Raw genomic sequence first — 22,728 nt, forward strand, 5'->3', positions numbered from 1 at the left:
GCAACCAGATACGACAAACTCGCCCTCACCTACCGCGGCGGAGTCGTCCTTCGGGCCATCACAATCTGGCTCAAACCGTTAGGAGACACGCCCTAAGGCGATCTTTAGCTTGCTCACGTTCGGCGGATCCTTTCGCGGAAGTTATGCGCCCAGTTTTTACTTGCACGAGTCTTGAAAACTAGAGATTGCGAAAAAGTCTCCAGGGATAATAAGAGAATCTACTGCGATGTCAAGTGGCAATAGCGCTCCGCCGCTCAGGACAGTCGCCCCCGCGAGCGCGATCGCCCCGACGTCCGCGAGCCCGGCAACCACAAGTCCTCCAATGGCAAGCGAGCACGCCGTCAAACTTCCCGACGGATCCTGCCCATTGATGGGGTTGTCGCCGGCGTATGCGTACCGGTTGGCGTTGGCGGGGTCGAGTGGGCTGTCGAGGGTGTCCTTGTTGGGTCCAGGTTCCGGTGATCGGGTTGTACCAGCGGAGCCCGAACTTGACCAAGCCGGAGCCTCGGTCTTTGATGCCACCGCGGAACGCGTACGGGTTCTGCTCGGCGCCGTTGCCGGTTCCGCCGCTGGTGAGGGTTTGTGCCCCCCATGGGTCGTATTTGTAGGTGAACGACACGGTGGCACTGTTGGTGAGAAGTCCGACCGGGTTGTCGGTGCCGTCGAAGACGAGCATGCACGCCTGGTCGCTGGCGGTGACAATCCCGAGGGGTTGGCCGGTGCTCGGGTCGTCGAACACGTAAGCCTGGTTGCCGTTGACACTGTATTGCTCGATCTCTGGTTGCCCGTTCGCATCCGTGCGACCGTAGACCAGCTTCGTGGTGATCGGCGAGGACCCGCCCCTCGTTTCGGAGAGGACCTGCGATTGGGACGCACCGGCGTAGGTGTAGGTGCTGGTGACCCCACCGACGACCGCCTGGGTCATCTGTTCGGCCGCGTTGTACGTGTAGGTCGCTGTGGGGGTCGCTATCAGGTTCCCGGCACCGTCATAGCTGTATCCGGTGTTGGTGATCTGGTTCGCCGCATTGAACGTCAGCGACTGGGTAGCGGGGTTGGAGCCGGTCACCACCGCCGTTTTGCGGTTCCCGTCCGCGTCATAGGTGTACGTGTACGTGTTGTTCGTTACACCACCGGACTGCGCCACCATGAGCAGACGCCCGCCGCTGTCATAGCTGAAAGCGGTGACCTGACCGGTGAGGTTGTCTTTCTGCCACTGCAGCTTCGACCGGTCCGTCGTCGTCCCGGTGCCGCAGGTCGGGGCAGCGCTTGCCGTGTTGTAGCAGTACGTCATGTCCAAAACGGGGGTGATGGTGGTGGGTGCTGGCCCGGTCGCTGCACTCAACCCGGAAATCCGCCCGGAAGTGTCGTAGGAGGTGTGCACGTGTCCTTGCCAGTAGGTGCCGGTCGAGTCCGATTGGAGGTACTGGTCGGTGCGACGCCCCTGATCATCGGTCTTGAACACCAAATGTTGGAAGGCACCGTTATGCGGGTACTTCATCTCGATCAGCACGTTAGACACATCGTAGGTGTTGGTGATCGTCCCGAAACCATCGGTGCTGGTGACCAGATTGGATGCCTTGTCATACGTGTACGTCTCAGTACCACCGCCCGCCGTGTTCACCGTGCTGAGGAGTCGACCGAGCTGGTCGTAGGTGTTGGTGATCGTCCCCGTCGCCGACACGCTGGTCAGCTGATTCCCGGCGTTGGTGAACGTGTTCGTCACCGTTGCCAGTCCGCTCGAAAACACGGTCGTCAGCAACCGGTCGATCTTGTCGTAGCCGTAGGTGGTCGTGTTGCCGCGCCCATCGGTGATCGTCTTCAGCCGCCCGAACCCGTCATAGGTCAGCGCCTTCACCCCGAGGCTCGTCCCGGTAGGCGGGGTGATCGAATTCAGCTGCAACGTGTACGGGTCATACCCATACGTGGTCGGATTTGCCGGGGTCGCCCCGACCGCCACATTGTTCGGCGCCGTCGCTGTCGCCACAGTCCCGTTCGTGTTGTAAACCAACGCCGCCGTCGCGGCGAGGGTCGAGTTGGTGGACGAATCCCTGTTGCCGGAGCCGGTGTAGTGGTACACCATCTGATCCCCTGAATCGCTGCTGGTCGAGGACGGCAGATAGGCGGTGCTGCCCGTGTTCCCATAAGCGGCGGACTGTGTCGATCCGCCTGGGGATGCCGCGGCGGTCAATGACTGGCCGGAGTTCGCACCGAACGTGTTCGACGAAATACCTGTCGGCGTGGAACCAGCCGGTGGGGTGGTATCAGTGTTGCCGCTCGTCGATGTTGCTGGCGCAAGATTGGTGGGACTGTACGTGGCCGACCGTTCACGACCCAGCTGATCGGTCGCTTTCGAGACCAAATAACCAGCGCCGATCGCATAGGTGAGATGCGGGCCGGTCGCCACCGCCGTACCGGTGGACGTGTTCGGTCCGGCAACCAACGTCTGACTGGCCGACGGATAAGTCAGCCGGGTTGTGGAAGTGCCCGGGGAACCCGCCGTGGTGTTGTGCTGGTCCACCTGCGTGACCCGCCCCGACCCGTCGTAGCTGAAGTCCGTCTCGGCACCGGTAACCGAGATGACCTGTGTCAGATTCCCGGAAGTGTAGGTGAAGGAGGTGCTGTTGCCCGACGCATCGACAATGCTGGTCAAATTCGACACCGAATTTTTGATGTACTTCACATTTCGGGTCAGTGACCCGTTCGTCACCGTCACCGTCTCCGTGTAGGTACTGCCGTTGTACGCGACAGTCGCCGTGCGTGCGGCGCTCGGACCGGCAGAAGAAACAACGCTCGTCGGATTCCCATACGGGTCAAACCCGTAAGTGGTCACATTCCCATTCCGATCGGTGACCGTTTTAGCCAAACCATTCGCATCGAACGTCTCCACAGACTGCGACACCGAATAGGTGAGCGTGTATCCGCTCACCGTCCCGCCGGTCAGCTGCGCGGCCAAAGTCGCCTGAAACCCTGCCGGAGACGTGAGCGCCCAACCGAGCCACTCACCGGAACGAAAGACCAGGTAGCACCATCCGCAGCCACAAACACCACAGCGCCAGAAGTCGAATTCAAAGTCAACGTAACAGCACCCCCAGCACTGGCAATCCACTTGTTCGCCGCCGGCCCCGAGGTGCTGCCCACCACCTGCGACATCGAGTTGAACACCGCAGTCAACGCCACCGCCGAGGTCACACCCGGCAACGTCATCGCCAGGGTCGACACCTCAAGATTCCCCGTCCCCACATCCACCGCGGCAGTGACCTGGTCACTGATCGGGAACGTCAAATGCGTCGCGCTTGGCCGAGCACCCGTGACACCCACCGTCGTCGGACCCGGCGGCAACGCAGCACTCGCCGACTGCGCCACACCACCCACCAATGCCACAGCCACGACAGCAGTCACCAGCACCCGAAGCCTGGATGCGCGACCATTCCTCACAGAAAACTTCGACCAGCGTGCCACAACGTCCTCCACCCAGACAGAACAAGACCACCCGAAACCCGCACACCGCCAGATAAACACGCGACGGAGCGGAGCTAGCCGCAGGAGACGAGGACCCAATTGTTTGAAACGTCTGAGAAGGTAGCACTCGGAATCTATACCCAACACGACTCAGAGAAAAGAAAAATCTTCACGGAGTAACTGTCTGGCCCGATGAGCTTCACCCTGCTGGATTTTCGGATGCCACTCACGAACTCCTTTTCTCGCCGCCCTGAGCGGTACAGACTGGTGCCATGTGTGGACGGTCGCGATAGACGACAAAACCAATGCTGAGATTGAGGCCTACATCGAGGCCGGCGGGAAAGCCGAGAACTGGGCGACCAGCGATTGGCAGCCAGGCTGGAACATCGCACCCACGGATCAGGTGCAGATCGTTCGGAAGCGCTACGACATGCTCGAGCACGCGATGTCGACCTGGCTTCAGCCGACTCATACGTTGCCGGTGTTTCTTCGCTCGTCATGCACATCGGCAGACGGATGCGTGGCTATCTCGGCGCGAACGAACTCCGAAATATCGAGCGAGACTGTGGACGAAGGTAGCTGGAGATCAGTCGGTCGCGGCTCACTCATGGGACTCTTCTGTTGCCACATTCGGGCGCTGCCTCAGTGTCACCGGTCTTGTGCTCTTTCCTGGCGCGGGCTCGCGGCCAGCATGGCGGGGTGCGTCCTCATCCAGCACGTACGTGGCCAGCTGATCGGCTTTTGTCTCAAACTCGCTTCAGCGAATATCGGTCGGAACGGATCGTAAACAGACCTGAAAGGAACTAATTCTCGGCCAGGGGCAAGCCAGACCCGCTCACCATTCCGCTTGGGGGCGGCACCTGAATTCGCCACCCGTGGGATGCGACACAGTCCCAGACTCGCTCGCAGGTCCTCGATGCAGATCATTGACCGATGGGAAGTCCGTCAGCGCACCTGCTGGATTTTCGGTCTGGACAAGTCAGATGTCACAACTCCCGAGTCGCTCCGGATTGAATCGAGCACGAGAGGCCCGACATCTCGGCGATTTTGGCGGACAAATCGGCTGTCAATCGGACAGATTGAGTGGCAAGGGACAAAGCGGATACCGAAAGGTAGGCGCGAACACCGGGCCTGAATGGCGGATGCCCCGGCCCCCTTCGCAATGAAGGGAATCGGGGCATCCGGGTCATCTCAGACCGGCAGCCTGTCGGCTACTCGGCGTGGGCCTTCCTCACTCGGCCGAAGGTGTAAACCCCAGCACCGGCGAGCAAGAACAGCAGCCCGGCGACGAGCAGGCCACCGGTCTCGCCACCCGCGCCCGTGAAGGCGAGGGTGTTGAGCTGGCCACAGTTGTTGGCAGCGGCAAAGTCCAGTGGCCAGGCCGTCTGCGTGTCCTGTCCGAACCCGTAGTCGGAGGAGACCGTTGAGGCCAGAACGTCAACCGTCTTCGCCGAGGTGACCGAGTACGTACCGGCAGGAACGACGTTGCCGTTCACCGTCCAGACGACTCCCTCGACATCATCCAGCGTGTAGGAGCCAGCATTCGAGCAGCTCTGCTGGGAGCTGCTGAGGGTCGGCGTGACGAGAGGATGTGGCTGGAGATCCCCACAGGCCTCGGAATGGTCGGCGACGTTGAATGTCCATGTCGTCTGTCCGTCGAGGGTGTAGCCGGCGTTCGGCTCTGCGAGCTCCGCGGTGACGTGGTGCGAGCCGGTGGTGACATCCGTGTTCGCGGAGGCCACGACGGTTCCGTCGATCTTGTAGACGAGGTGATCGTTGAGCGCCACGAAGATCTGCCCGTCGGTCAGTTGGTTGTCGACACAGGCCTGCCCGGACGGGTCAGCCGCGGTGACGATTGCACAGTCGCTCTGCACGGTCTTCGAGCCGATCACTTCGCCATTCACCTTGACCTCGACCAGGTGGCCGCCGCCAACCGTGAACGTGTAGCTCCTGCTCACGATGTCGCTGGACTTCACGAGGAAGCTGTCCTTCAGCTGTCCGTCGATGAAGACCTCAGCGGTGACATCCTGTCCGATCGTGTGCTCGGCCGGAGTGAATGCGTTGCTGACCGAGATGTCGGAAGCTCCACAGATCGCGGCGAGGCTTGCCGTGGGTGTCGCGGGGATAACCTCTGGCGGGCACTCGGTGTAGGTGCCGGTCTTCCCGCTGAAGGTCTTCGAGGGGTAGTTGCCCTGGAAGTGGTATCCCGGAGCCGGGGTCGCGGTGACTGTGTACAGGCCGGTCTTACTGTCGAAGTCGACCGCGTAGATGACGCCGGTGGCCGGCATTGCGACCACCTGCCCATACATTCCACACGTCGCGACGGCAGTCACTGTCGGTGCAACAGGGATAACAAGGCCGAAGCAATCGGCCGGCTGCTGCACGTAGGAGTTGCCGGTGGTCATGGTCGTAAAGCCGAACCCGCTCAGGAACTTCTCCCAGCCCTGCGGACCGCTGAGTGTCGAAGTCGGCTCGACGATTCCGGTGCGCGAGGCGTAGATGTCGCCCTGGCCACAGCTCAGAGCTGCGGCGTAGGGGTACGTACCCGCCGCCGTAATGGTGAGCTTCTGCACCTGGTCGAGGCTTTGCGGCCAGACGCTGTTCTGCGTGTACTTCCAGCTGCTCGCGGTGACGTAGAGCGGCTGGCAGAGTACGCCGGTGGAGTTGGCCGGCTTCGCGACGGTGATGGTGCCGTTATTGGTGACGGTGCTGTAGGTATAGCTGATCGCCGAATCCGGGATGCACGTGGTTGGCGGCGGCGGCGTGGCACAGGTGCCGGTGAACTGGGCCGTCGTGACGCTGCCACTGTCGTGGCTGGGGCTCCAATAGGGCCTTGTAGCGTCGAGGGTGAGGGTCTTGTCGACCGGCCCGGTGACGGTCTCGGCGAAAGTCTTCGTCTCGTTGGGACGCAAGCCTGTGTTGATAGGGATGAGCTTCTCGTCGCTGGATACGGTGATGGTAGCCGGGGAAGTCGAGGCGTTCTGAACCGTCCAGGTGACGGTCCAGTGATAGTCGGGACTACAACTAACCGCAGCGGAGACAATGGTGTTGTTCGTTGGGGCGGCGTCAGCGGCGCTGGCCGGAGCCGCGACGCCGACAGCTACGAGACCCACCGCGAGGAACGCGGTGGTGAGGGTCGCCACGACAGTTGTCAGGCGGCGCCGGAGGAATCCGGTGCGAGGGGCGAAAACGAGCGAACGGGAATTTGACCGGGCGTGGGTGAATAGCCTCGGTCGCTGGGGGAGCGACATGAGTAAAGTAATCCAACTTTAATGGGCACATTCGGGTGTCGGTCGCAGGATTCGGGTACCGCGACTCAAGTGCCGGAGTTGATCCTATCCGGTCCCCCCTTCTGGGGACAACACCCCCAATTGGGGGGCGACCCGAGCAGGCTCAGTGAACGTATTCCAGCAGGTCGAAACCGAAGGTGCGCATGGCTTCGAGCACGCGCAATCGGGTCGCGAGACCCGAGTCGGCGAACTGCACTGTCACCGCGTAGGCGATGCCGGTTCGGGAGCCGCTCAGCAGGCCGACCTCCGAGCGCACGCCCGCATCCGTTCCCGTCGTGTTGACCAGCTGGATGCCGTGGTCGGCCACCCGATGCCCGAACGGATCAAGGCCGAAAGCACTCGCGACCATGGACAGGTCGGAGTTGAGCGAGAGCCAGCCGAGCACGCGATTACTGGTGGCGTGGTCGACGACCTGCCCACGCGAGAGGGCGGAGAATAGCCAGGCGAGTTCCGCGGACGATCCAACAGAAAGCTGCGGCGCGTCATCCGGCCCACGGTTGCTGCGCACCAGGTCGAGCAGCGCGGTGCGATTGAGGCCGAGTGACTCCGTGCGCGCACGCACAGCGTCAAGGCCCACCTGGCGCAGCAGCACGTTGGTTGCGAGATTGTCGCCGGTGGCGCCGACCAGAGCGGCGATATCGGCGAGCGGAAGCGCAGGCGCCTGCAGTTGGTGCCAGAGGCCGGTCTCGCCGACGGCATCCGCCGGGGTCTTGTCGAGGATGCCGTAACCGGCCACCTCGTGCGCGGTGATGCGCGCCGAGACCTCGATGAGCAGCAGAAGTTTGCCGACGCTGGCGGTGGGCAGCACGATGCGGTCGTCGATGGACACCAGAGTCAGGCCGCTGCGGAGGTCGAGTACGTGGGCGGAAACCTGTGCCCCGGCATAGGCCAGTTGCCCGAGCGCGGCAAAGCCGCCGGAGAAGTTCTCTCTTCCCTCAGCCCCACGATGGCGCCCCGCGCGAGGGGCGTGGAGACGATCGCGGCGTTCGTTGTCTCGGGTGCCAACTACCAAATAGTCACGCGCTCTTCTGGGTCGAGCCACAGCTTGTCGGATTCGGTCACAGCAAAGGTCTCATAGAAACCGTCGATGTTGCGAACAATCTGGTTGCAGCGGAACTCGTTCGGCGAGTGCGGGTCGATGGAGATGAGGCGGATGACCTCCTCGTCGCGGGCTTTGAGCTGCCAGGCCTGCGCCCAGGAGAGGAAGAATCGCTCGGCACCGGTGAGGCCGTCGATGACCGGCGGCTCCTGCCCATCCAGGGAGATAACGTAAGCCTTCCAAGCGATCGACAGGCCCCCGAGATCCCCGATGTTCTCACCGATGGTGAGGGCTCCGTTGACGTGGTGTTCGGGAACCTGCAGCGGCGCGAGGGCGTTGTACTGCTCGATGAGCGATCCGGTGAGCTTCTCGAAGGCTGCGCGATCCTCGGCGGTCCACCAGTCGGTGAGGCGCCCGTCGCCGTCGTACTTCGAGCCCTGGTCGTCGAAGCCGTGACCGATCTCATGGCCGATGACCGCGCCGATCGCGCCGTAGTTGGCCGCGGCATCCCGCGTCTCATCGAAGAAGGGAAACTGCAGGATGGCGGCCGGGAAGACGATCTCATTGAAGCCGGGGTTGTAGTACGCATTGATGGTCTGCGGGGTCATGAACCACTCGTCGCGATCAAGCGGCTTGCCGATCTTGCCGAGCTCGCGCTGGAACTCGAACTCGCTGGTCGCCCTCACGTTGGCGATCAGATCGTCGGCGGAGATCTCCAGCGACGAGTAGTCCCGCCACTTCACCGGATAGCCGATCTTGGGGGTGAACTTGTCGAGCTTCTCGAGTGCCCGCGCCTGAGTGGCTTCCGTCATCCACTCCAGGCCGCTGATGCTCTGCCGGTATGCCTCGATGAGGTTGGCGACGAGCACGTCCATGGCGGTCTTCGCGGCTTCAGGGAAGTGGCGCGCGACGTAGGTGCGACCGACAGCCTCACCCATGGCGCCTTCGACCAGCGAGACGCCTCGCTTCCAGCGGGCCCGTAGCTCTGGCGTGCCGGTAAGGGTTCGGCCGTAGAAGTCGAAGTTGGCCTCGACGAACGCATCGGAGAGATAGGCGGCCGATGAGCGGATGACCTGCCAGCGCAGCCAGTCCGTCCACTTCTCGAGGTTGCCAGCGTTCAACGCCGCTGCGACGCCGTCGAGGAAGGATGGCTGCCGCAGCACCAGCTCGTCGAACACGCCGCTCGGCGCGTCGAGCGCGTCCAGCCAGCGGTTGAGGTCAGGGCCGTCGGAGGCGTCAGAAGCCGTGGTGACAATGGCGTGCCAGGTGGTGAGATTGTAGGTTTTCTCGCTGTCGCGCGACTCGACGTTGTCCCAGTGCGATTTGGCGAGGGTGGTCTCGAGTTCGACGACGCGCGCGGCTCGAGCTGCGGCATCCGTCCCTCCTGATCCACCGAGGCCGGCGAGGCCGAACATCGTCGAGAGGTAGGCGACATAGGCGGTGCGGATGTCGGCGAACTTCTCCTCGCGGTAGTAGCTCTCGTCGGGCAGCCCGAGTCCACCCTGCTCGAAGAGGGCGATGTAGCGCTCAGGATTGCCCGGATCGTTGTCGATGTAGAGCTGGAAGAAGCCGCTCACGCCCTGGCGCTCGAGGCGACCAAGGGTTTCGAGAAACCCGGGGATGTCGCTGATGCGATCGACCTCGGCGAGCGCCGGCTGCAGGGGCTCGGCACCGAGCTCGTTAACCCTGGCCTCGTTCAGGTAGCTCGCGTAGAGGTCGCCGAACTTACGCTCCTCCGTACCCGGATCGGCGGACTGAGCCTCGGTGATGATGTCGCGAACCGCTTTCTCCGCCTCCTCCGCGAGGACGTAGAAGGAGCCGTAGCGCGCCTTGTCTGCCGGAATCTCTGTGCGTGCGATCCACTTGCCGTTGACGTGGCGAAAGAGGTCGTCTTGCGGGCGGACGGTGTCGTCGAGCTCCCCGAGCTCGATTCCAGAAGCGAGGGGGGCGTCGTGGCTCATGACACCCAGCCTAAGCGCTGCGGGCGGCACCGGAAAAGCTCGTGCAACATCGCCCAAGGGCGCGCCGCACGGGCACCGCGGGCGGCGACCGCTACTCTTCGGCGAAGCGCCTCAACGCATCCCAACGCAAAGGAGCACCATGGCCCTCCCCTGGAAACTTCACGGCAACGGCAAGGATGTCGCCGCCTCCGAGATCGTGTTGCCTGAAGAGCGACTCACCTGGTTGCGCACCATCGGTTTCGGCGCTCAGCACGTTGTCGCCATGTTCGGAGCGACCTTCCTGGTGCCCCTGCTCACCGGGTTTTCACCGAGCACAACGCTGCTCTTCTCCGGGATAGGCACACTGCTGTTCCTGCTCATCACACGCAACCGGCTGCCCAGCTATCTCGGATCGTCGTTCGCCTTCATCGCGCCGATCACCGCAGCGGTTGCCTCCGACGGCAAAAGCGTCGCGCTCGGCGGCGTGCTGGTCGTTGGCGCCCTGCTCGCGATCGTCGGCATCGCGGTGCATCTTGCCGGCACCCGCTGGATCAACCTGGCGATGCCGCCCATTGTCGCGGGCACGGTCGTGGCACTGATCGGCTTCAACCTCGCGCCGGCCGCGAAGGGCAATTTCGAGAAGTCGCCGCTGGTAGCGATCATCACCCTGCTCGCGGTGATCCTGGTCTCAGTGCTGTTCAAGGGCATGATCGGCCGCCTGTCCATCGTCATCGGCGTTGTCGTCGGCTACATCGCCGCCGTGCTGATGGGGCAGGTCGATTTCAGCAAAGTCGGCACGGCGGCCTGGATCGGGCTGCCGCAGTTCACAACGCCGAGCTTCAGTTTCAGCTACACCCCCATCTACCTGATGTTTCTGCCGGTGGTGCTGGCGCTCATCGCGGAGAACGTCGGGCACGTCAAGGGCGTCGGACAGCTCACCAAGCGCGACCTCGACCCGATGACCGGGCGGGCGCTCTTCGCCGATGGCATCGCGACCGTCATCAGCGCGATCGGCGGTGGATCACCCACCACCACCTACGGGGAGAACATCGGTGTGATGGCGGCCACTAGGGTCTTCTCCACCGCCGCGTACTGGGTGGCCGGAATAGTCGCCATCCTTCTCGGGCTCTCCCCCAAGGTCGGTGCCGTCATCTTCACTATCCCGCCGGGGGTGCTCGGCGGCGTGACGACGGCGCTCTACGGACTCATCGGCATCATCGGTGTGCGCATCTGGGTGGAGAACAAAGTGGACTTCAGCAAGCCGAAAAATCAGCTCACCGCTGGCATCGCGCTCATCATCGCGATCGCCGACTTCACCCTCAGCGCGGGCAAGGCGAGCTTCAGCGGCATCATCCTCGGCACCGTCGCCGCGCTTGTCGTCTACCACCTCATGAATGGACTCGGAAAGCTGCGCGGCACCGACCGCTGAGGAGAATCGAAGTCACATCCACGGGCCCACGCGTGCCCGGTTGATGTCGCGTGGAGTCGGCGACAACGAGCGCCTCACTCCAGCCTGCGCGACGCCCGCCACTCGGCACCGAGCTGCGGCATCCGCTCGCTGATGAAACGAAAGTAGTCCGCCATCTCGAGGCACCGCCACGATCGACACCAGCGCCACGACGATCGCGTCGAATGTTAGAAGTCGTCCATTGTGCGTGAGTCCAGTGCCAAATGAAGGCAATCACGTCCATCGCGACGATCCCGACCCCGGAAACTCGGGATGTCCACGACCGGAGTGCCTTCATTTGGCACTGGACGCACACTCAACGAGGCGGCGGACCGGTGGTGTTACCCGGGTGGAAAATGCTCTCGAAAGCCGCCGACCGAGGCTTGGCACCATCGAGCATCGCGATCACTGCCCGCCCTGCCGCGCGCCCCTTGTCGACGGCGGGCTGCACCATCGTCGTCAGGTCATGCGGAGCGATGCCGTCGACGCGGATCCCGTCGAAGCCGACGATGCTGAGATCTTCCGGAACCCTCAACCCCAACTCCTCAGCCGCACGCAGCACGCCGACGGCGAGCAGGTCGCTCTGCGCGATCACTGCGGTGGGCCTGGTCGCCTCGTCCTTCAGGAGGGCGCGCCCGGCGATCGTGCCCTCCTCGATGAAGCTGCCGGCGGTGCTCAGACCCGGCGCATCGGGGAAGACCTCGCGCACACCGCGGATTCGCTCGATCGCGGTGAATCCCGTGCCTGACGCCTCCAACCGCGGGGTCAGCGCAGCCCGGCTGCGTTCCGGATCGAGAGGCAGAGCAACGATGGCGACCAGTGTGTGCCCGAGATCCGCCAGGTGAGCGGCGAGCGCATGCGAAGCCGCGCGGTTGTCGAGATCGATGGAGACCACGTCATCCATCGGCTCCGCCTCGATCGCGACCAGGGGAATGCCACGCTGGCGGAAGACGGCGACCGAGGCGAACAGCCGGGTGCTGCATCCGATGAGCACCACCGCGTCGACCGGCGCGCTCTCGATGCTGCCCGAGCCGTCGCCGTTCTCGGTGAGGAGGAGCAGGCCCGCACCGAGCGAGCCAGTCTCGTCGGCGAGGCCGTCGAGCATGGCGATGTTCATCGGATCGCGGAAGGCGTCGCGAAGACGGTCCTCGATGACGACGCCGATGATTCCCGAGCGACCGCGGCGCAGCGACCGCGCGCGCGGATCGGGACCGGCGTAGTTGAGCTGCTCGGCGGCCGCCAGCACCTTGGCCCGTGTCGGGGCCGAGACAGGCCCCGATCCGCTGAAGGCGAGGGATGCCGTGGAGACCGATACCCCGGCCAGCGCCGCCACGGCCGCGAGATTCGGTCGCGGCGACTGGCTCGCGGTTGTTGCCTCGTCGCTCATGGCTTGGTAGCTTAGTCGAAACGATTGATCGAATCGATTCGATAAATCTCCTCAGACGCTCTCCGGAAAGCCCTCGATGCCCAAGATCAGCCCCTCCACCGTCTATGCCGGTGGCCTGAGCCGTCACGATGTCGTCGCCTGGCGCAACTCCGTCTTCGTGATCTTCACCCTGTGCGGAATCGGACTCTCCACCTGGGCTGCGCGACTTCCGACAGTAAAGGATGCGCTGCAGGTCGGTCCGCAGCAGATCGGAATCCTGCTCTTCGGTATCGCCGCCGGATCCATCGTGGGGCTGGTCGGCTCGAGCCACATCATCGCGCGCTTCGGTGCCCGCACTTCCATCGTGTGGGCCCTGACGATCGGCGCGATCGGCTTTGCCATCGCCGGCTTTGGAGCGACCGTCGGCCCCAGCTTCGGCGTCATCTTCGCGGGACTCGTCATCTTCGGCGCCGCGACCGGCGTCTGCGACGTGAGCATGAACGTCTCCGGTGCGGCCAACGAACGCGTGCTCGGCCGCACCATCATGCCGATCTTCCATGCCTTCTTCAGCTTCGGCACGATGATCGGTGCAGGGCTTGGCGCGCTCGCGGAGAGTGTGCACCTGCCGCTCGCCATCCACACCGGCATCATCGCTGTCGTGATCGCCGGCGCCGCGATCATCGCGACCCGCGGGCTGCAGTCCGAGCACATCATCGAGGACGGACAGGAGACCGTGCCCGACGACGATCACTCGAAGAGCTGGCGCGGGCGGCTCAGCATCTGGCGGGACCCTCGCACCCTGTTGATCGGCCTCATCATCCTCGGCATGGCCTTCGCCGAGGGTTCGGCCAATGACTGGCTGGCGATCGGCATGCACGACGGCCATGACGTGTCGAAGCCCAACGCCGCCCTCATCTTCGGCGTCTTCGTCACCGCGATGACCGTGGGACGGCTGGGCGGTGTGAAGGTGCTCGACCGCTTCGGACGTGTTCCGGTGCTACGTGCATCCGCCGCCCTGTCAGCCATCGGACTGCTGATCGTGATCTTCGTGCCGAACGTCGGCGTCGCAATCGTCGGCGTGGTGCTCTGGGGCATCGGAGCCTCGCTCGGTTTCCCGGTCGGGATGTCGGCGGCGGCCGACGACCCGAAGACCGCCGCCGCACGAGTGAGCGCCGTCGCCACGATCGGCTACTTCGCATTCCTGGTCGGTCCGCCGGTCATCGGTTTCATCGGCGAGCATGTCGGCGTGCTGAACGCCCTGCTGATCGTGCTGGTACTCGTGGCCGTCGCCGGCCTGGTTTCCGGGGCCGCGCGCGAACCGAAGCGCTAATCCCCGGGGGGTTGCCGCCGACGTCGCGATGTGCGCGGCGGTTTGTTATCCGCGCGGCGGTTACAACTTGTGCGCGGATAACAAAACGGCGCGCGGATGGCGACTAGCCTCGTAGTCGTGCGTCTCGTCATTGCCCGCTGTTCCGTCGACTACGCCGGAAGGCTCAGCGCGCACCTCCCGCTCGCCACCCGGCTCCTGCTGCTCAAGGCCGACGGCAGTGTGCTCGTGCACTCCGATTCGCTGAGCTACAAGCCGCTCAACTGGATGAGCCCGCCCTGCACCCTCTCGACGATCGACCCCGACCAGGACCAGGCGGATGCCGGCGTCAGCGAGATCTGGAAAGTCACTCAGGCGAAGACGGCCGACCTGCTCGTGATCTCCATCCACGAGATCCTGCACGACAGCGCGCACGAGCTCGGCACCGACCCAGGACTCCAAAAGGACGGCGTCGAGGCACACCTGCAGAAACTGCTCGCCGAGCAGATCGAGTTGGCGGGCGACGGCTACCGGCTGGTGCGCCGCGAGTACATGACGGCGATCGGGCCGGTCGACATCCTGGCGAAAGATGACGCGGGCGCTTCCGTCGCCATCGAGATCAAGCGACGCGGGGACATCGACGGTGTCGAGCAGCTGACCAGGTACCTCGAGCTCATGAACCGCGATCCGCACCTCGCGCCGGTCGCCGGTATCTTCGCCGCCCAGGAGATCAAGCCGCAGGCGCGCACGCTCGCCCAGGATCGCGGCATCCGCTGTCTCGTGCTCGACTACGACGCGATGCGCGGCCTCGACGACAGTGACTCCCGCCTGTTCTAACCGCTGGCACGGCGCGACCCTTTCGCTCGAGATCTGCCCGCACTTTCTCCGGAGGATTTGCTCCAGATGGGAAAAAATCACATCAACAACCCATCTGGTACCTGATTCCTCCGGAGAAACGCACAGTGCCGAGATCTGCCGAGCGATCACCGATGTCCTGCACAACGGGAGTTGTCGACCGGGCTCGAGCCCGCGAACTCGTAGGCTTGCCCTGATGAATCCGACATGGACCTGCATACTGTTCGACCTCGATGGCACGATCCTCGATTCGGCTCCCGGCATCACGAGCACGCTTGCGTGGACTTTCGAGAAGCTCGGGCGCCCCATCCCGACACCGGCGGAACTGCTGGTCTATGTCGGGCCGCCGATCCTCGACTCCTTCCGCGACCTCGCCCATATGAGCCCGGAAGAGTCGGCGGAGGCGCTCGACATCTACCGCGTGCGATACCTCGAGCACGGGGTGTTCGACAGCACGGTCTATCCCGGCATTCCGGCGCTGCTGGAACGTATCGCGGCGAGCGGCCTCCCCCTCTCGCTCGCGACGTCGAAACCCGAACTGCCCGCCACGACGATGCTCGACCACTTCGGGCTCACCCAGTATTTCGACGTCATCACCGGGGCTTCGGAAGACGAAGTGCGCAGTCGAAAAGCGGATGTCGTCGAGGAGGCCCTGAAGCGCCTCGAAGCGCTCGGAGCAGAGATTTCGAACCCGGTGATGGTCGGTGATCGCGAACACGACGTGGAGGGCGCCGCTGAGCACGGTGTTCCGACGATCTTCGTCGAGTGGGGCTACGGATCAGCCGCTGAAGAGGTCGGCACGATCGCGGTGGCCAGGACGGCGGAGGAACTGGGCGACCTGCTGCTCGGTGACCGGCTAATGAGTGCTCAGATGGCTTCGTCGAACTCGTAGCCGGTGGCAGCCGGGCAGTGGATCTGCGTTGGACGACCCTCTCGCCTTTCGATGTCATGAGCAGACATCGGCCTGCCGCACATCGGACACGGTTTCGCTTGCGTCGACGGCAGCGGAGCCTGGTTGAAGGGGCCGAGCGGCGGCGGTCCGATGTAGGGGAACAGCGCCCGGTTCAGGCGATCCCACCACGGGATTCTGCTAGCCATGTCGCAACTCCTTAGTGTACTAATAATAAGTGTACTAATTATCTACCCGCTAAACTGGTGACATGCCAGTTGCCGTCGATCCGCTCGCCCTCGACCGCCAGGTCTGCTTCGCCCTTGCCGCCGCTTCACGCAGCGTGATCGCCCTGTACCGGCCGGTGCTGCAGCCGCTCGGGCTCACCCATCCGCAGTACCTGGTGATGCTCGCCCTCTGGGAGCGCAGCCCACGTACCGTCGCCGACATCAGCGCCGCGCTCCTGCTCGAATCCGCCACGCTCTCGCCCCTCCTCAAGCGACTCGAAATGGCGGGTCTCGTCACACGCGCGCGCAGCACGACCGACGAACGTGCGCTCTCCGTCGAGCTGACCACCGAGGGCGCCGCGCTCCGGAAGCAGGCGGAGAAAGTACCGGGCCAGATCATGGAGCGACTCGGAATGTCGCTCGTCGAACTCGAAAACATTCGGGATAGTTTGACGAAACTCATCACAGCGGCAACTGTGTAGGAATGTCACTTCCCAGCGTTCTCTTCATCGGCGGTACCGGAACCATCAGCAGTGAGGCGAGCGCACTCGCCGTGAAACGCGGCCTCAACGTCACGCTGCTCAATCGAGGGCAGAGTTCTGTGCGACCCGCCGCCAAGGGAGCGGAGGTGTTGGTCGCCGACGTGCGCGATCCGGCATCCGTGCACGCTGCCATCGGAGAGCGCGACTTCGACGTCGTGATCGACTTCGTCGCCTTCACGCCGGAGCAGGTCGCTCAGGACATCGAACTGTTCACCGGACGCACCGGCCAGTACGTGTACATCTCCTCGGCATCCGCGTACCAGAAGCCGCCACTGCGCCTGCCGATCGTGGAGTCGAGCCCGCTGCGCAACCCGTTCTGGAAGTACTCCCGCGACAAGATCGCCAGCGAAGACCTGCTGGTCTCGGCCTACCGCGAGTCCGGTTTTCCAGCCACCATTGTGCGACCGTCGCACACCTACGACGCCACCAACATCCCGATAAACGGCGGCTGGACCGCGATCGACCGGATGCGCCGTGGCGAGCCTGTGGTCGTGCACGGCGACGGCAGCTCACTCTGGGTTCTCACCCACAGCCGCGATTTCGCGAAGGCTTTCGTCGGACTGCTCGGACACCCGCAGGCCGTCGGCGACAGCTTCCACATCACCTCGGACGAGGTGCTCAGCTGGACACAGATCACCGGGCTGATGGCCGATGCCGCCGGGGTCGAGGCGAACGTCGTGCACGTGACGAGCGATGCCATCGCGGCGGCCGACCCCGACATGGGTGCCGGGCATCTCGGCGACCGCTCGCACTCGGTGATCTTCGACAACAGCAAGGTGAAGGCGCTCGTACCCGACTATGTCGCGACCACCGGATTCGCCGAGGGTGCCAGGGAGATCGTCGAGTGGTATGACGCGCATCCTGAGCGGAAGGTCGTCGACCCGGAGCTCAACGAACTCTTCGACAACCTGGTGTCGGCCGCCAGCTGAGTTCTCAGCGAGCGAGCCTGTCGACCACCGCACCGAAGAGCGACGGCATCGCGGATGCGACAGGTATGATCGCGCCCCGCAGCGGCGAGGTAGACCAGGCCACCATTCCGGCGGTGAGTACCCGAAAGTCGCGGGTCCTCGACGACCACGCGCGCTCGTAGGCGTTCGGGTTGTCCGCCGCGATGCATTCCAGCGCGGCCTGGGCCTGGGCGAGCCCGACCCGGATGCCCTCCCCGGTGATGGCATCGACGTAGCCCGAAGCGTCGCCGAGGAGCAGCACCCTTCCCTTCACGCGAGCGGTGGTCCGCTGATGGAACGGACCGGCGCCGCGCAGCTCGCTCGCGGGCTCCCGCCCTTCCACCCTCGCGGCGAGTGCGGGTATCCCGGCGAGCGCAGTCTCGAAGTTCGTGCCCTGCCTGCCGAGAACGGCGACACCCACGATGCCGTCGCCAACGGGAGTGACGTAGGCCTCGACATCCTTCGCCCAGTGCACCTCGATGAGGTCGTCGATGGGGTCCATCAGGTAGTGGCGCCGCAGTCCGAAGCGGCGCGAGCCCGCCGAGACCGGCTTCTCAAGACCGGTGAGCCGCCGCACCGTGGAGTGCAGGCCGTCGGCAGCGAGCAGGTAGCGGGCGCGGATACCGGCGGCAGTAACACCCGACGCGTCCTGATCGAGAGCATCCACCTTCGATCTCACGAACCCGACCTGCAGCTCGCCGGCGCGTGCGGCGAGCGCATCGTGCAGCGTCGTGCGGCGAACTCCGCGTGCCAGCATGCCGTCACCGAAGAGATGGTCGACGCGCCTGGTGGCGCTGCGGTAGCTCACGCCACGGAGCGGGAAACCTGGCGGATCGACTCCGAGGCGGGCGAGCGCGGGCAGTGCCCCTGGCATCAGCCCCTCACCGCAGGCCTTGTCGATGGTGGTGTCGCGCGGCTCCACGACGGTGGCCGTGAGCCCCAGCATCCGCGCTTCGATGGCCGCTGCCAGACCAACCGGGCCGCCGCCGACGATGAGGAGGTCGACATCGTGCTTGGCGACATCGTGCGTCACGGCACCCGATCCAGCGAGGCGAGTGCGCGCTCCTCGGTGGGGATGCGGAAACCGAAGAGCAGGATCGCGTTCAGCACCGTGAAGACGATGGCCGTGATCCATGCGGTGTGCACGAGCGGCAGTGTGATGCCCTCGGCGATCACCACGACGTAGTTGGGGTGGGTGAGAAACCGGTACGGACCGCCAGTGACACGACCGAGACCCGGAACGACGATGACCCTGGCGTTCCACTGCTTGCCAAGCGTGCCGATGCACCAGTAGCGCAGGCCCTGGCAGGCCAGCGCGATCACCAGCATCGGCCAGCCGAGCCACGGAATGAACGGCCTGTCGCCGAAGAACACCTCGGCCAGGCAGGCCAACAGCAACCCGGTGTGCAGCACGACCATGAACGGATAGTGGCCGCGGCCGTACTCTTTGCCGCCACGCTCGAAAGCCCAGGCTGCATGACGGTTGGAGACGACGACCTCCGAGATGCGCTCGGCGCCGGTGAGCAGAATCAGCACCAGGTACCAGATCACGACACGCCACCGTGCTGGTCATCGGGCCACCGCAACCGCACGAGTTCTGCGCTCACTCCCGGTCCGAGCGCGAAGAGAAGCGTCTCCGTACCCGCCGCCTGGGGGCTCTCCAGTTCCTCGCCGAGAATGTGCAGTACCGAGGCCGACGACAGGTTGCCCACCTTCGCGAGCGATCGCCAGCTGTTGTCGAGGGCGCCATCCGGCAGAGCCAGCGACGACTGGAACGACTCGAGCACACGTGGTCCGCCGGGGTGCGCGATCCAGGTGTCGATGTCGGCGATCGCGAGGTGGTTCGCATCGAGGAAGGCTCCGACATCCGCTCCGAAGTTGCGCTCGATCACCTCGGAGACCTGGGCGGTGAGGATGATGCGAAAACCGGTCTCGCTCGCGTTGAACCCGATCACCTGTTCGGTGTCTGGGTAGAGCTGGCTGCGGGCGTCGACCACGTCGGGTCCGGTCACCGGCATCCGCTTCGCCCGTTCGTCGCCCACCATCACGACGGCTGCGGCACCATCCCCGAACAGCCCGGTTGCCACCAGGTTGGCCATCGAGTCGTCGTTGCGCTGGAAGGTGAGCGAGCAGAGCTCGACCGCAAGCAGCACCGCCACGTCATTCGGATGCCCCACCAGGTAGTCGTTCACCCGTGCGATGCCCGCGGCTCCCGCCACGCAGCCGAGGCCATACATCGGCACCCTCTTGACGTCCGCGCGCAGGCCGAGCCGCGCGACGAGGAGGGCGTCGATCGAGGGTGCCGAAATGCCGGTGACCGAGGTGAACATCAGGTAGTCGACATCCTGCGGTTCGAGACCGGCGATGGTGAGCGCATCACGCAGTGCCTGCTCGGTGAGGTCGGCGGCGACCTCGATGAACATATCGTTCGACTGGGTGAAGGTGCTCGCATCCCGGTAGCGCTCGATCGGCATGACGAGGTGCCGAGTGTCGACCTTGCTGCCGGAGTGCAGGCGACGCATCACGGCCTGTTTCGACGGATCGGTGGTCACCATGGGCGCGATCGTGTCGGTGATCTCGGCCTGGGAGTAAACGTGGGCCGGGAGCGCCGGTGAAACAGCAGCGATTCGGGCCATTCGGGCACGCTAACACGGTTCTGGCGCAATACGGGTGGCAGGGCGGATGTCTCTCGGAACCCCTAACGTTGCAGGGTGACAACACCGGCGTCCGTGCATCCGAGATCCCGCTCCCTCGGCGCCGTCGGACTCGTCGTCGCCGGGCTTCTCTGCCAGGACGTCGGCGCGTCTTTCGCCGTGCTGCTTTTCCCTGCCGTCGGCGCGCTTGGCATGGTGGCGCTGCGACTCACCTTCTCCGCGATCATCCTGCTGATGATCGCGCGCCCCCGCCTTCGCGGCTACAGCCGGCGCGACTGGGTCACCGTCGCATTGTTCGGCATTGCACTCGCGTCGATGAACGGGCTGTTCTACGAGGCGCTCGACCGCATCCCGCTCGGTGCCACCGTGACGATCGAAGTGCTCGGACCACTCGTGCTCTCTGTCGTTATGAGCAGGCACGCCTCCAGCTGGCTCTGGGCCGTGCTCGCCTTCATCGGCGTCGTACTCCTCGGGCAGGGAAGCTTCGGACAACTCGATGCCCTCGGCGTGGTCTTCGCCTTCGCTGCGGCAGCCGCGTGGGCCGGCTACATCCTGCTGTCGGCTCGCACCGGCCAGCGCTTTCCGAGGCTGGACGGTCTCGCCATCGCCATGGCGATCGGCGCGATCATCGCCCTTCCGGCCGGCATCACGACCGCCGGTGCCGGGATGTTCCTGCCGGGCAACCTGCTACTCGGCGCGGCCGTGGCTGTGCTGTCATCCACGATCCCTTACGCCTTCGAGCTCCTGGCGCTGCGGCGACTGCCCTCCGCGACCTTCTCGATCCTGATGAGCCTGTCGCCCGCCATCGCGACGACGGCAGGCCTCGTGCTGCTGCACCAGAAGATCACGGCCATCGGCGTGATCGCGATCGCGCTCGTCATCATCGCGAGTATCGGAGCCGTGCGCAGCGCGGCGACCGTGCCGAGGCGCCCGGCCGACCCTGGTCCCTCCGACCAGCTCGCCTGACGCGTGCCAGCTGCCGGGTGACGCGTGCCAGCTGCCGGCTGCGTCATCCCGTCGCCTGACACGTCATCAGCGCGCCGTTGTGTTATCCCCGCGCAGGTTGTAACTGCCGCGCTGATAACACAACGGCGCGCTGATGGGCACACGCCTGTCGCACACGTCCGTCGCAGCGTCGGTCACTCGATCCGGCTGGCCTTCACGGAGATGAAAGCCGGCTCAGCGCTTCCGACGGTGTTCAGATAGGTCGCGATCACGTCGCTGACCGCGCGCAGGGTCACCGGCACCGAGTGGCTGGAGTTCACGCAGATATTGGCATGGATGTCCACCCGCTCTGTGCTGCGCGCGACGGCGACCTTCGCGTCATCCGCACTGTCGCTGACCGCGTTGACCGCAGACAGCGAGATCACTGTGCCGAGCGAACCGGCAGCGTAGACATCGGTCACACCCTCCGTCTCCTGCACCAACCGCGTCAACTCGCGGGACAGATCGAGATCGATGCTCATTGCACGTCCTTCGTCGTCGCGGAGTGGCGGGTGTGGATGTCCTGGATCATGACGTTCACGCTCAGGATGTTCAGTTCGGTGTGCAGTCGCAGGTCGTCGAGGATGCGGGCGCGCATCAGTGCCGCGATGGCCTGCAGGTTCTCGCCCCAGGCAACGGAGGCCGTCACGTTCACCTCGATCGGTTCCCCGGGAACTGTCACGTCGCCATCCAGCACGCACTTGCCGATGATGGCTCCGCCCGTGCCATCGCCGGCAGCGCGGATGAGTCCGCGCACCGAGCCTTCGGTTACCGTGAGCTCCACCGTCGGGTCGGGGTGGCTGATCGGGATGTCGCGTCCCGCCCGCGCCTCCCGCTTGATGTTGTCGAGCACCCTGGTGATCCACACGTTGTCGCGCTCGGGGTCTGACTCGGCCTCCGCTTCGAGCATCGCCCAGGTGGTCGCGCGCAGCCGGGTCAGGGCGGCGAGCGCGATCTGACAGCCGGGTGAGTTCTCGATATCCGGATTCCGCGGCGAGCGTCCGCTGTCGAGATAGTCACTCAGCTCGTCGATGCTGTGGCCGTCGAGGTCTTCCGAATCGAGCGCGCCCGGATCGAGGGAGTCTGTCATCTCCATGCCTCCATCTCGTCAACCAGTGTCTGTCGAGCCCTGGCCAGCTGTCCACGCACCGTGGAAAGCGGCAGTTCCAGTTGCTCGGATATTTCGCTGTAGGACGAGCCGCCGATCTCCCTCATCACCCAGCAACGCTGTTGCGTCTCCGGCAGTTTCCGAACGGCAGACGATAGTGCACTGAACTGCATCCGCACTTCCACGATATGCGCAGGGGACTCGTTCGCCGGAGTTGGTGCATCCCAATCGCTGATATCCGCGTGCTGCTTTCGCACGCGGATCCTGTCGATCGCCTTGTTGGTGACGATACGCATCAGCCACGCCCTGACGGATGCCCCGTCGGCAAGCTCCGACATCCGGTTCCATGCCAGCAGAAAAGCCTCCTGCACCACGTCGTCGGACTCGATGTCCGAGCCGAGGAGCCGCACCGCGTAGGCGCGCATAAGCGGTCCGTAGCGACGCGTGATCACCCCGAATGCCGCGACGTCACCGTCGGCGACCCTGGCGGCGAGGATTCCGTCCGGGGCATCCGAAAGACCGCCGTGCCGGTCTGGAATCATAGGGTTCACAAAAATTGTGACTTTCGCATGACGTTGTGCTGCTTCATCTCGTCTTACTGATGACTATCCATTGAGGCTAGCCGCTGAGCGTCGATTCACCACCGGATCGGCGCCGATATTCTCAGGAGACATT

The 22,728-nt window shown here is 64.5% G+C and carries 20 protein-coding genes; 8 read left to right on the forward strand and 12 right to left on the reverse strand.

What is annotated here, in order from left to right:
• Positions 1 to 229 precede the first annotated feature (229 nt).
• On the reverse strand, positions 230 to 2,953 hold the full coding sequence (locus ABIB56_RS17310; protein ID WP_354570472.1) for an RHS repeat domain-containing protein: 2,724 nt from the start codon (positions 2,951 to 2,953) through the stop codon (positions 230 to 232).
• A 153-nt stretch (positions 2,954 to 3,106) separates the two neighbouring features.
• Between ABIB56_RS17310 and ABIB56_RS17315 the strand changes: the two genes are divergently transcribed.
• The gene (locus ABIB56_RS17315) at positions 3,107 to 3,583 is read left to right on the forward strand and encodes a hypothetical protein (RefSeq protein ID WP_354570473.1); all 477 of its coding nucleotides are present in this window, start codon (positions 3,107 to 3,109) and stop codon (positions 3,581 to 3,583) included.
• A 1,087-nt stretch (positions 3,584 to 4,670) separates the two neighbouring features.
• On the opposite strand, the gene ABIB56_RS17320 is transcribed toward ABIB56_RS17315, so the two are convergent.
• The 3 genes from ABIB56_RS17320 to ABIB56_RS17330 form a co-directional block, all read right to left on the reverse strand.
• Complete coding sequence (locus tag ABIB56_RS17320; RefSeq protein ID WP_354570474.1) at positions 4,671 to 6,710, reverse strand: hypothetical protein; 2,040 nt, start codon at positions 6,708 to 6,710, stop codon at positions 4,671 to 4,673.
• A 142-nt stretch (positions 6,711 to 6,852) separates the two neighbouring features.
• Positions 6,853 to 7,761 carry a serine hydrolase gene (locus ABIB56_RS17325; RefSeq protein ID WP_354570475.1) on the reverse strand — a complete coding sequence of 303 codons (909 nt, stop codon included), beginning with the start codon at positions 7,759 to 7,761 and terminating at the stop codon, positions 6,853 to 6,855.
• On the reverse strand, positions 7,755 to 9,749 hold the full coding sequence (locus ABIB56_RS17330) for a M13 family metallopeptidase (protein WP_354570476.1): 1,995 nt from the start codon (positions 9,747 to 9,749) through the stop codon (positions 7,755 to 7,757). Before ABIB56_RS17330 ends, ABIB56_RS17325 begins: the two co-directional genes overlap by 7 nt.
• 139 nt (positions 9,750 to 9,888) lie before the next feature.
• Between ABIB56_RS17330 and ABIB56_RS17335 the strand changes: the two genes are divergently transcribed.
• Positions 9,889 to 11,157 carry a uracil-xanthine permease family protein gene (locus tag ABIB56_RS17335; protein ID WP_354570477.1) on the forward strand — a complete coding sequence of 423 codons (1,269 nt, stop codon included), beginning with the start codon at positions 9,889 to 9,891 and terminating at the stop codon, positions 11,155 to 11,157.
• Between the two features lie 334 nt (positions 11,158 to 11,491).
• Here ABIB56_RS17335 and ABIB56_RS17340 read toward each other — a convergent pair whose 3' ends face one another.
• Positions 11,492 to 12,562, reverse strand: coding sequence for a substrate-binding domain-containing protein (locus tag ABIB56_RS17340; protein ID WP_354570478.1), 1,071 nt, complete (start codon positions 12,560 to 12,562; stop codon positions 11,492 to 11,494).
• A gap of 76 nt (positions 12,563 to 12,638) precedes the next feature.
• Here ABIB56_RS17340 and ABIB56_RS17345 point away from each other — a divergent pair, with 76 nt between their 5' ends.
• The 3 genes from ABIB56_RS17345 (at position 12,639) to ABIB56_RS17355 (ending at position 15,594) form a co-directional block, all read left to right on the forward strand.
• Entirely contained in the window at positions 12,639 to 13,871 is a 1,233-nt protein-coding gene (locus ABIB56_RS17345) for an MFS transporter (protein ID WP_354570479.1), read from the forward strand.
• Positions 13,872 to 13,988: 117 nt separating this feature from the next.
• Entirely contained in the window at positions 13,989 to 14,684 is a 696-nt protein-coding gene (gene nucS, locus ABIB56_RS17350) for an endonuclease NucS (RefSeq protein WP_354570505.1), read from the forward strand.
• Between the two features lie 214 nt (positions 14,685 to 14,898).
• Entirely contained in the window at positions 14,899 to 15,594 is a 696-nt protein-coding gene (locus ABIB56_RS17355; RefSeq protein WP_354570480.1) for an HAD hydrolase-like protein, read from the forward strand.
• Here ABIB56_RS17355 and ABIB56_RS17360 read toward each other — a convergent pair.
• The gene (locus ABIB56_RS17360; RefSeq protein ID WP_354570481.1) at positions 15,570 to 15,800 is read right to left on the reverse strand and encodes a hypothetical protein; all 231 of its coding nucleotides are present in this window, start codon (positions 15,798 to 15,800) and stop codon (positions 15,570 to 15,572) included. The two genes, ABIB56_RS17355 and ABIB56_RS17360, sit on opposite strands and share 25 nt — an antisense overlap.
• A gap of 62 nt (positions 15,801 to 15,862) precedes the next feature.
• Between ABIB56_RS17360 and ABIB56_RS17365 the strand changes: the two genes are divergently transcribed.
• Positions 15,863 to 16,300, forward strand: a complete 438-nt coding sequence (locus ABIB56_RS17365) for a MarR family winged helix-turn-helix transcriptional regulator (RefSeq protein ID WP_354570482.1) — start codon at positions 15,863 to 15,865, stop codon at positions 16,298 to 16,300.
• Between the two features lie 2 nt (positions 16,301 to 16,302).
• Positions 16,303 to 17,289, forward strand: a complete 987-nt coding sequence (locus ABIB56_RS17370; protein ID WP_354570483.1) for an SDR family oxidoreductase — start codon at positions 16,303 to 16,305, stop codon at positions 17,287 to 17,289.
• A 4-nt stretch (positions 17,290 to 17,293) separates the two neighbouring features.
• Here the strand turns inward: ABIB56_RS17370 and ABIB56_RS17375 are convergent, their stop codons facing one another.
• Genes ABIB56_RS17375 through ABIB56_RS17385 form a run of 3 tightly spaced genes read right to left on the reverse strand, consistent with a single transcriptional unit; the run spans position 17,294 to position 19,943 of the window.
• Positions 17,294 to 18,340: an NAD(P)/FAD-dependent oxidoreductase gene (locus ABIB56_RS17375; protein ID WP_354570484.1), complete on the reverse strand. Its 1,047-nt coding sequence runs from the start codon at positions 18,338 to 18,340 to the stop codon at positions 17,294 to 17,296.
• The gene (locus tag ABIB56_RS17380) at positions 18,337 to 18,858 is read right to left on the reverse strand and encodes an isoprenylcysteine carboxyl methyltransferase family protein (protein ID WP_354570485.1); all 522 of its coding nucleotides are present in this window, start codon (positions 18,856 to 18,858) and stop codon (positions 18,337 to 18,339) included. Before ABIB56_RS17380 ends, ABIB56_RS17375 begins: the two co-directional genes overlap by 4 nt.
• Complete coding sequence (locus tag ABIB56_RS17385) at positions 18,855 to 19,943, reverse strand: type III polyketide synthase (RefSeq protein WP_354570486.1); 1,089 nt, start codon at positions 19,941 to 19,943, stop codon at positions 18,855 to 18,857. Before ABIB56_RS17385 ends, ABIB56_RS17380 begins: the two co-directional genes overlap by 4 nt.
• 75 nt (positions 19,944 to 20,018) lie before the next feature.
• On the opposite strand from ABIB56_RS17385, the gene ABIB56_RS17390 reads away from it, so the two are divergent.
• Complete coding sequence (locus tag ABIB56_RS17390) at positions 20,019 to 20,927, forward strand: EamA family transporter (protein WP_354570487.1); 909 nt, start codon at positions 20,019 to 20,021, stop codon at positions 20,925 to 20,927.
• Positions 20,928 to 21,100: 173 nt separating this feature from the next.
• Here ABIB56_RS17390 and ABIB56_RS17395 read toward each other — a convergent pair whose 3' ends face one another.
• Genes ABIB56_RS17395 through ABIB56_RS17405 form a run of 3 tightly spaced genes read right to left on the reverse strand, consistent with a single transcriptional unit; the run spans position 21,101 to position 22,595 of the window.
• A complete protein-coding gene (locus ABIB56_RS17395; RefSeq protein WP_354570488.1) occupies positions 21,101 to 21,427 on the reverse strand; it encodes a hypothetical protein in 327 nt (108 codons plus the stop codon).
• Entirely contained in the window at positions 21,424 to 22,035 is a 612-nt protein-coding gene (locus ABIB56_RS17400; RefSeq protein ID WP_354570489.1) for an Asp23/Gls24 family envelope stress response protein, read from the reverse strand. Before ABIB56_RS17400 ends, ABIB56_RS17395 begins: the two co-directional genes overlap by 4 nt.
• A complete protein-coding gene (locus ABIB56_RS17405) occupies positions 22,032 to 22,595 on the reverse strand; it encodes an RNA polymerase sigma factor (RefSeq protein ID WP_354570490.1) in 564 nt (187 codons plus the stop codon). The genes ABIB56_RS17400 and ABIB56_RS17405 overlap by 4 nt, the downstream gene beginning before the upstream one ends.
• Between the last annotated feature and the right edge of the window lie 133 nt (positions 22,596 to 22,728).

Source organism: Glaciihabitans sp. UYNi722, assembly GCF_040549465.1.
Taxonomy (GTDB): Bacteria; Actinomycetota; Actinomycetes; order Actinomycetales; family Microbacteriaceae; genus Lacisediminihabitans.

Coding starts and splice junctions, on each gene's coding strand:
- ABIB56_RS17320 (WP_354570474.1), bottom strand. CDS start 6,710: ATGTCGCTCCCCCAGCGACCGAGGCTATTCACCCACGCCCGGTCAAAT.
- ABIB56_RS17330 (WP_354570476.1), bottom strand. CDS start 9,749: ATGAGCCACGACGCCCCCCTCGCTTCTGGAATCGAGCTCGGGGAGCTC.
- ABIB56_RS17335 (WP_354570477.1), top strand. CDS start 9,889: ATGGCCCTCCCCTGGAAACTTCACGGCAACGGCAAGGATGTCGCCGCC.
- ABIB56_RS17340 (WP_354570478.1), bottom strand. CDS start 12,562: ATGAGCGACGAGGCAACAACCGCGAGCCAGTCGCCGCGACCGAATCTC.
- ABIB56_RS17345 (WP_354570479.1), top strand. CDS start 12,639: ATGCCCAAGATCAGCCCCTCCACCGTCTATGCCGGTGGCCTGAGCCGT.
- ABIB56_RS17355 (WP_354570480.1), top strand. CDS start 14,899: ATGAATCCGACATGGACCTGCATACTGTTCGACCTCGATGGCACGATC.
- ABIB56_RS17360 (WP_354570481.1), bottom strand. CDS start 15,800: ATGGCTAGCAGAATCCCGTGGTGGGATCGCCTGAACCGGGCGCTGTTC.
- ABIB56_RS17365 (WP_354570482.1), top strand. CDS start 15,863: ATGCCAGTTGCCGTCGATCCGCTCGCCCTCGACCGCCAGGTCTGCTTC.
- ABIB56_RS17370 (WP_354570483.1), top strand. CDS start 16,303: ATGTCACTTCCCAGCGTTCTCTTCATCGGCGGTACCGGAACCATCAGC.
- ABIB56_RS17385 (WP_354570486.1), bottom strand. CDS start 19,943: ATGGCCCGAATCGCTGCTGTTTCACCGGCGCTCCCGGCCCACGTTTAC.
- ABIB56_RS17395 (WP_354570488.1), bottom strand. CDS start 21,427: ATGAGCATCGATCTCGATCTGTCCCGCGAGTTGACGCGGTTGGTGCAG.
- ABIB56_RS17400 (WP_354570489.1), bottom strand. CDS start 22,035: ATGACAGACTCCCTCGATCCGGGCGCGCTCGATTCGGAAGACCTCGAC.
- ABIB56_RS17405 (WP_354570490.1), bottom strand. CDS start 22,595: ATGATTCCAGACCGGCACGGCGGTCTTTCGGATGCCCCGGACGGAATC.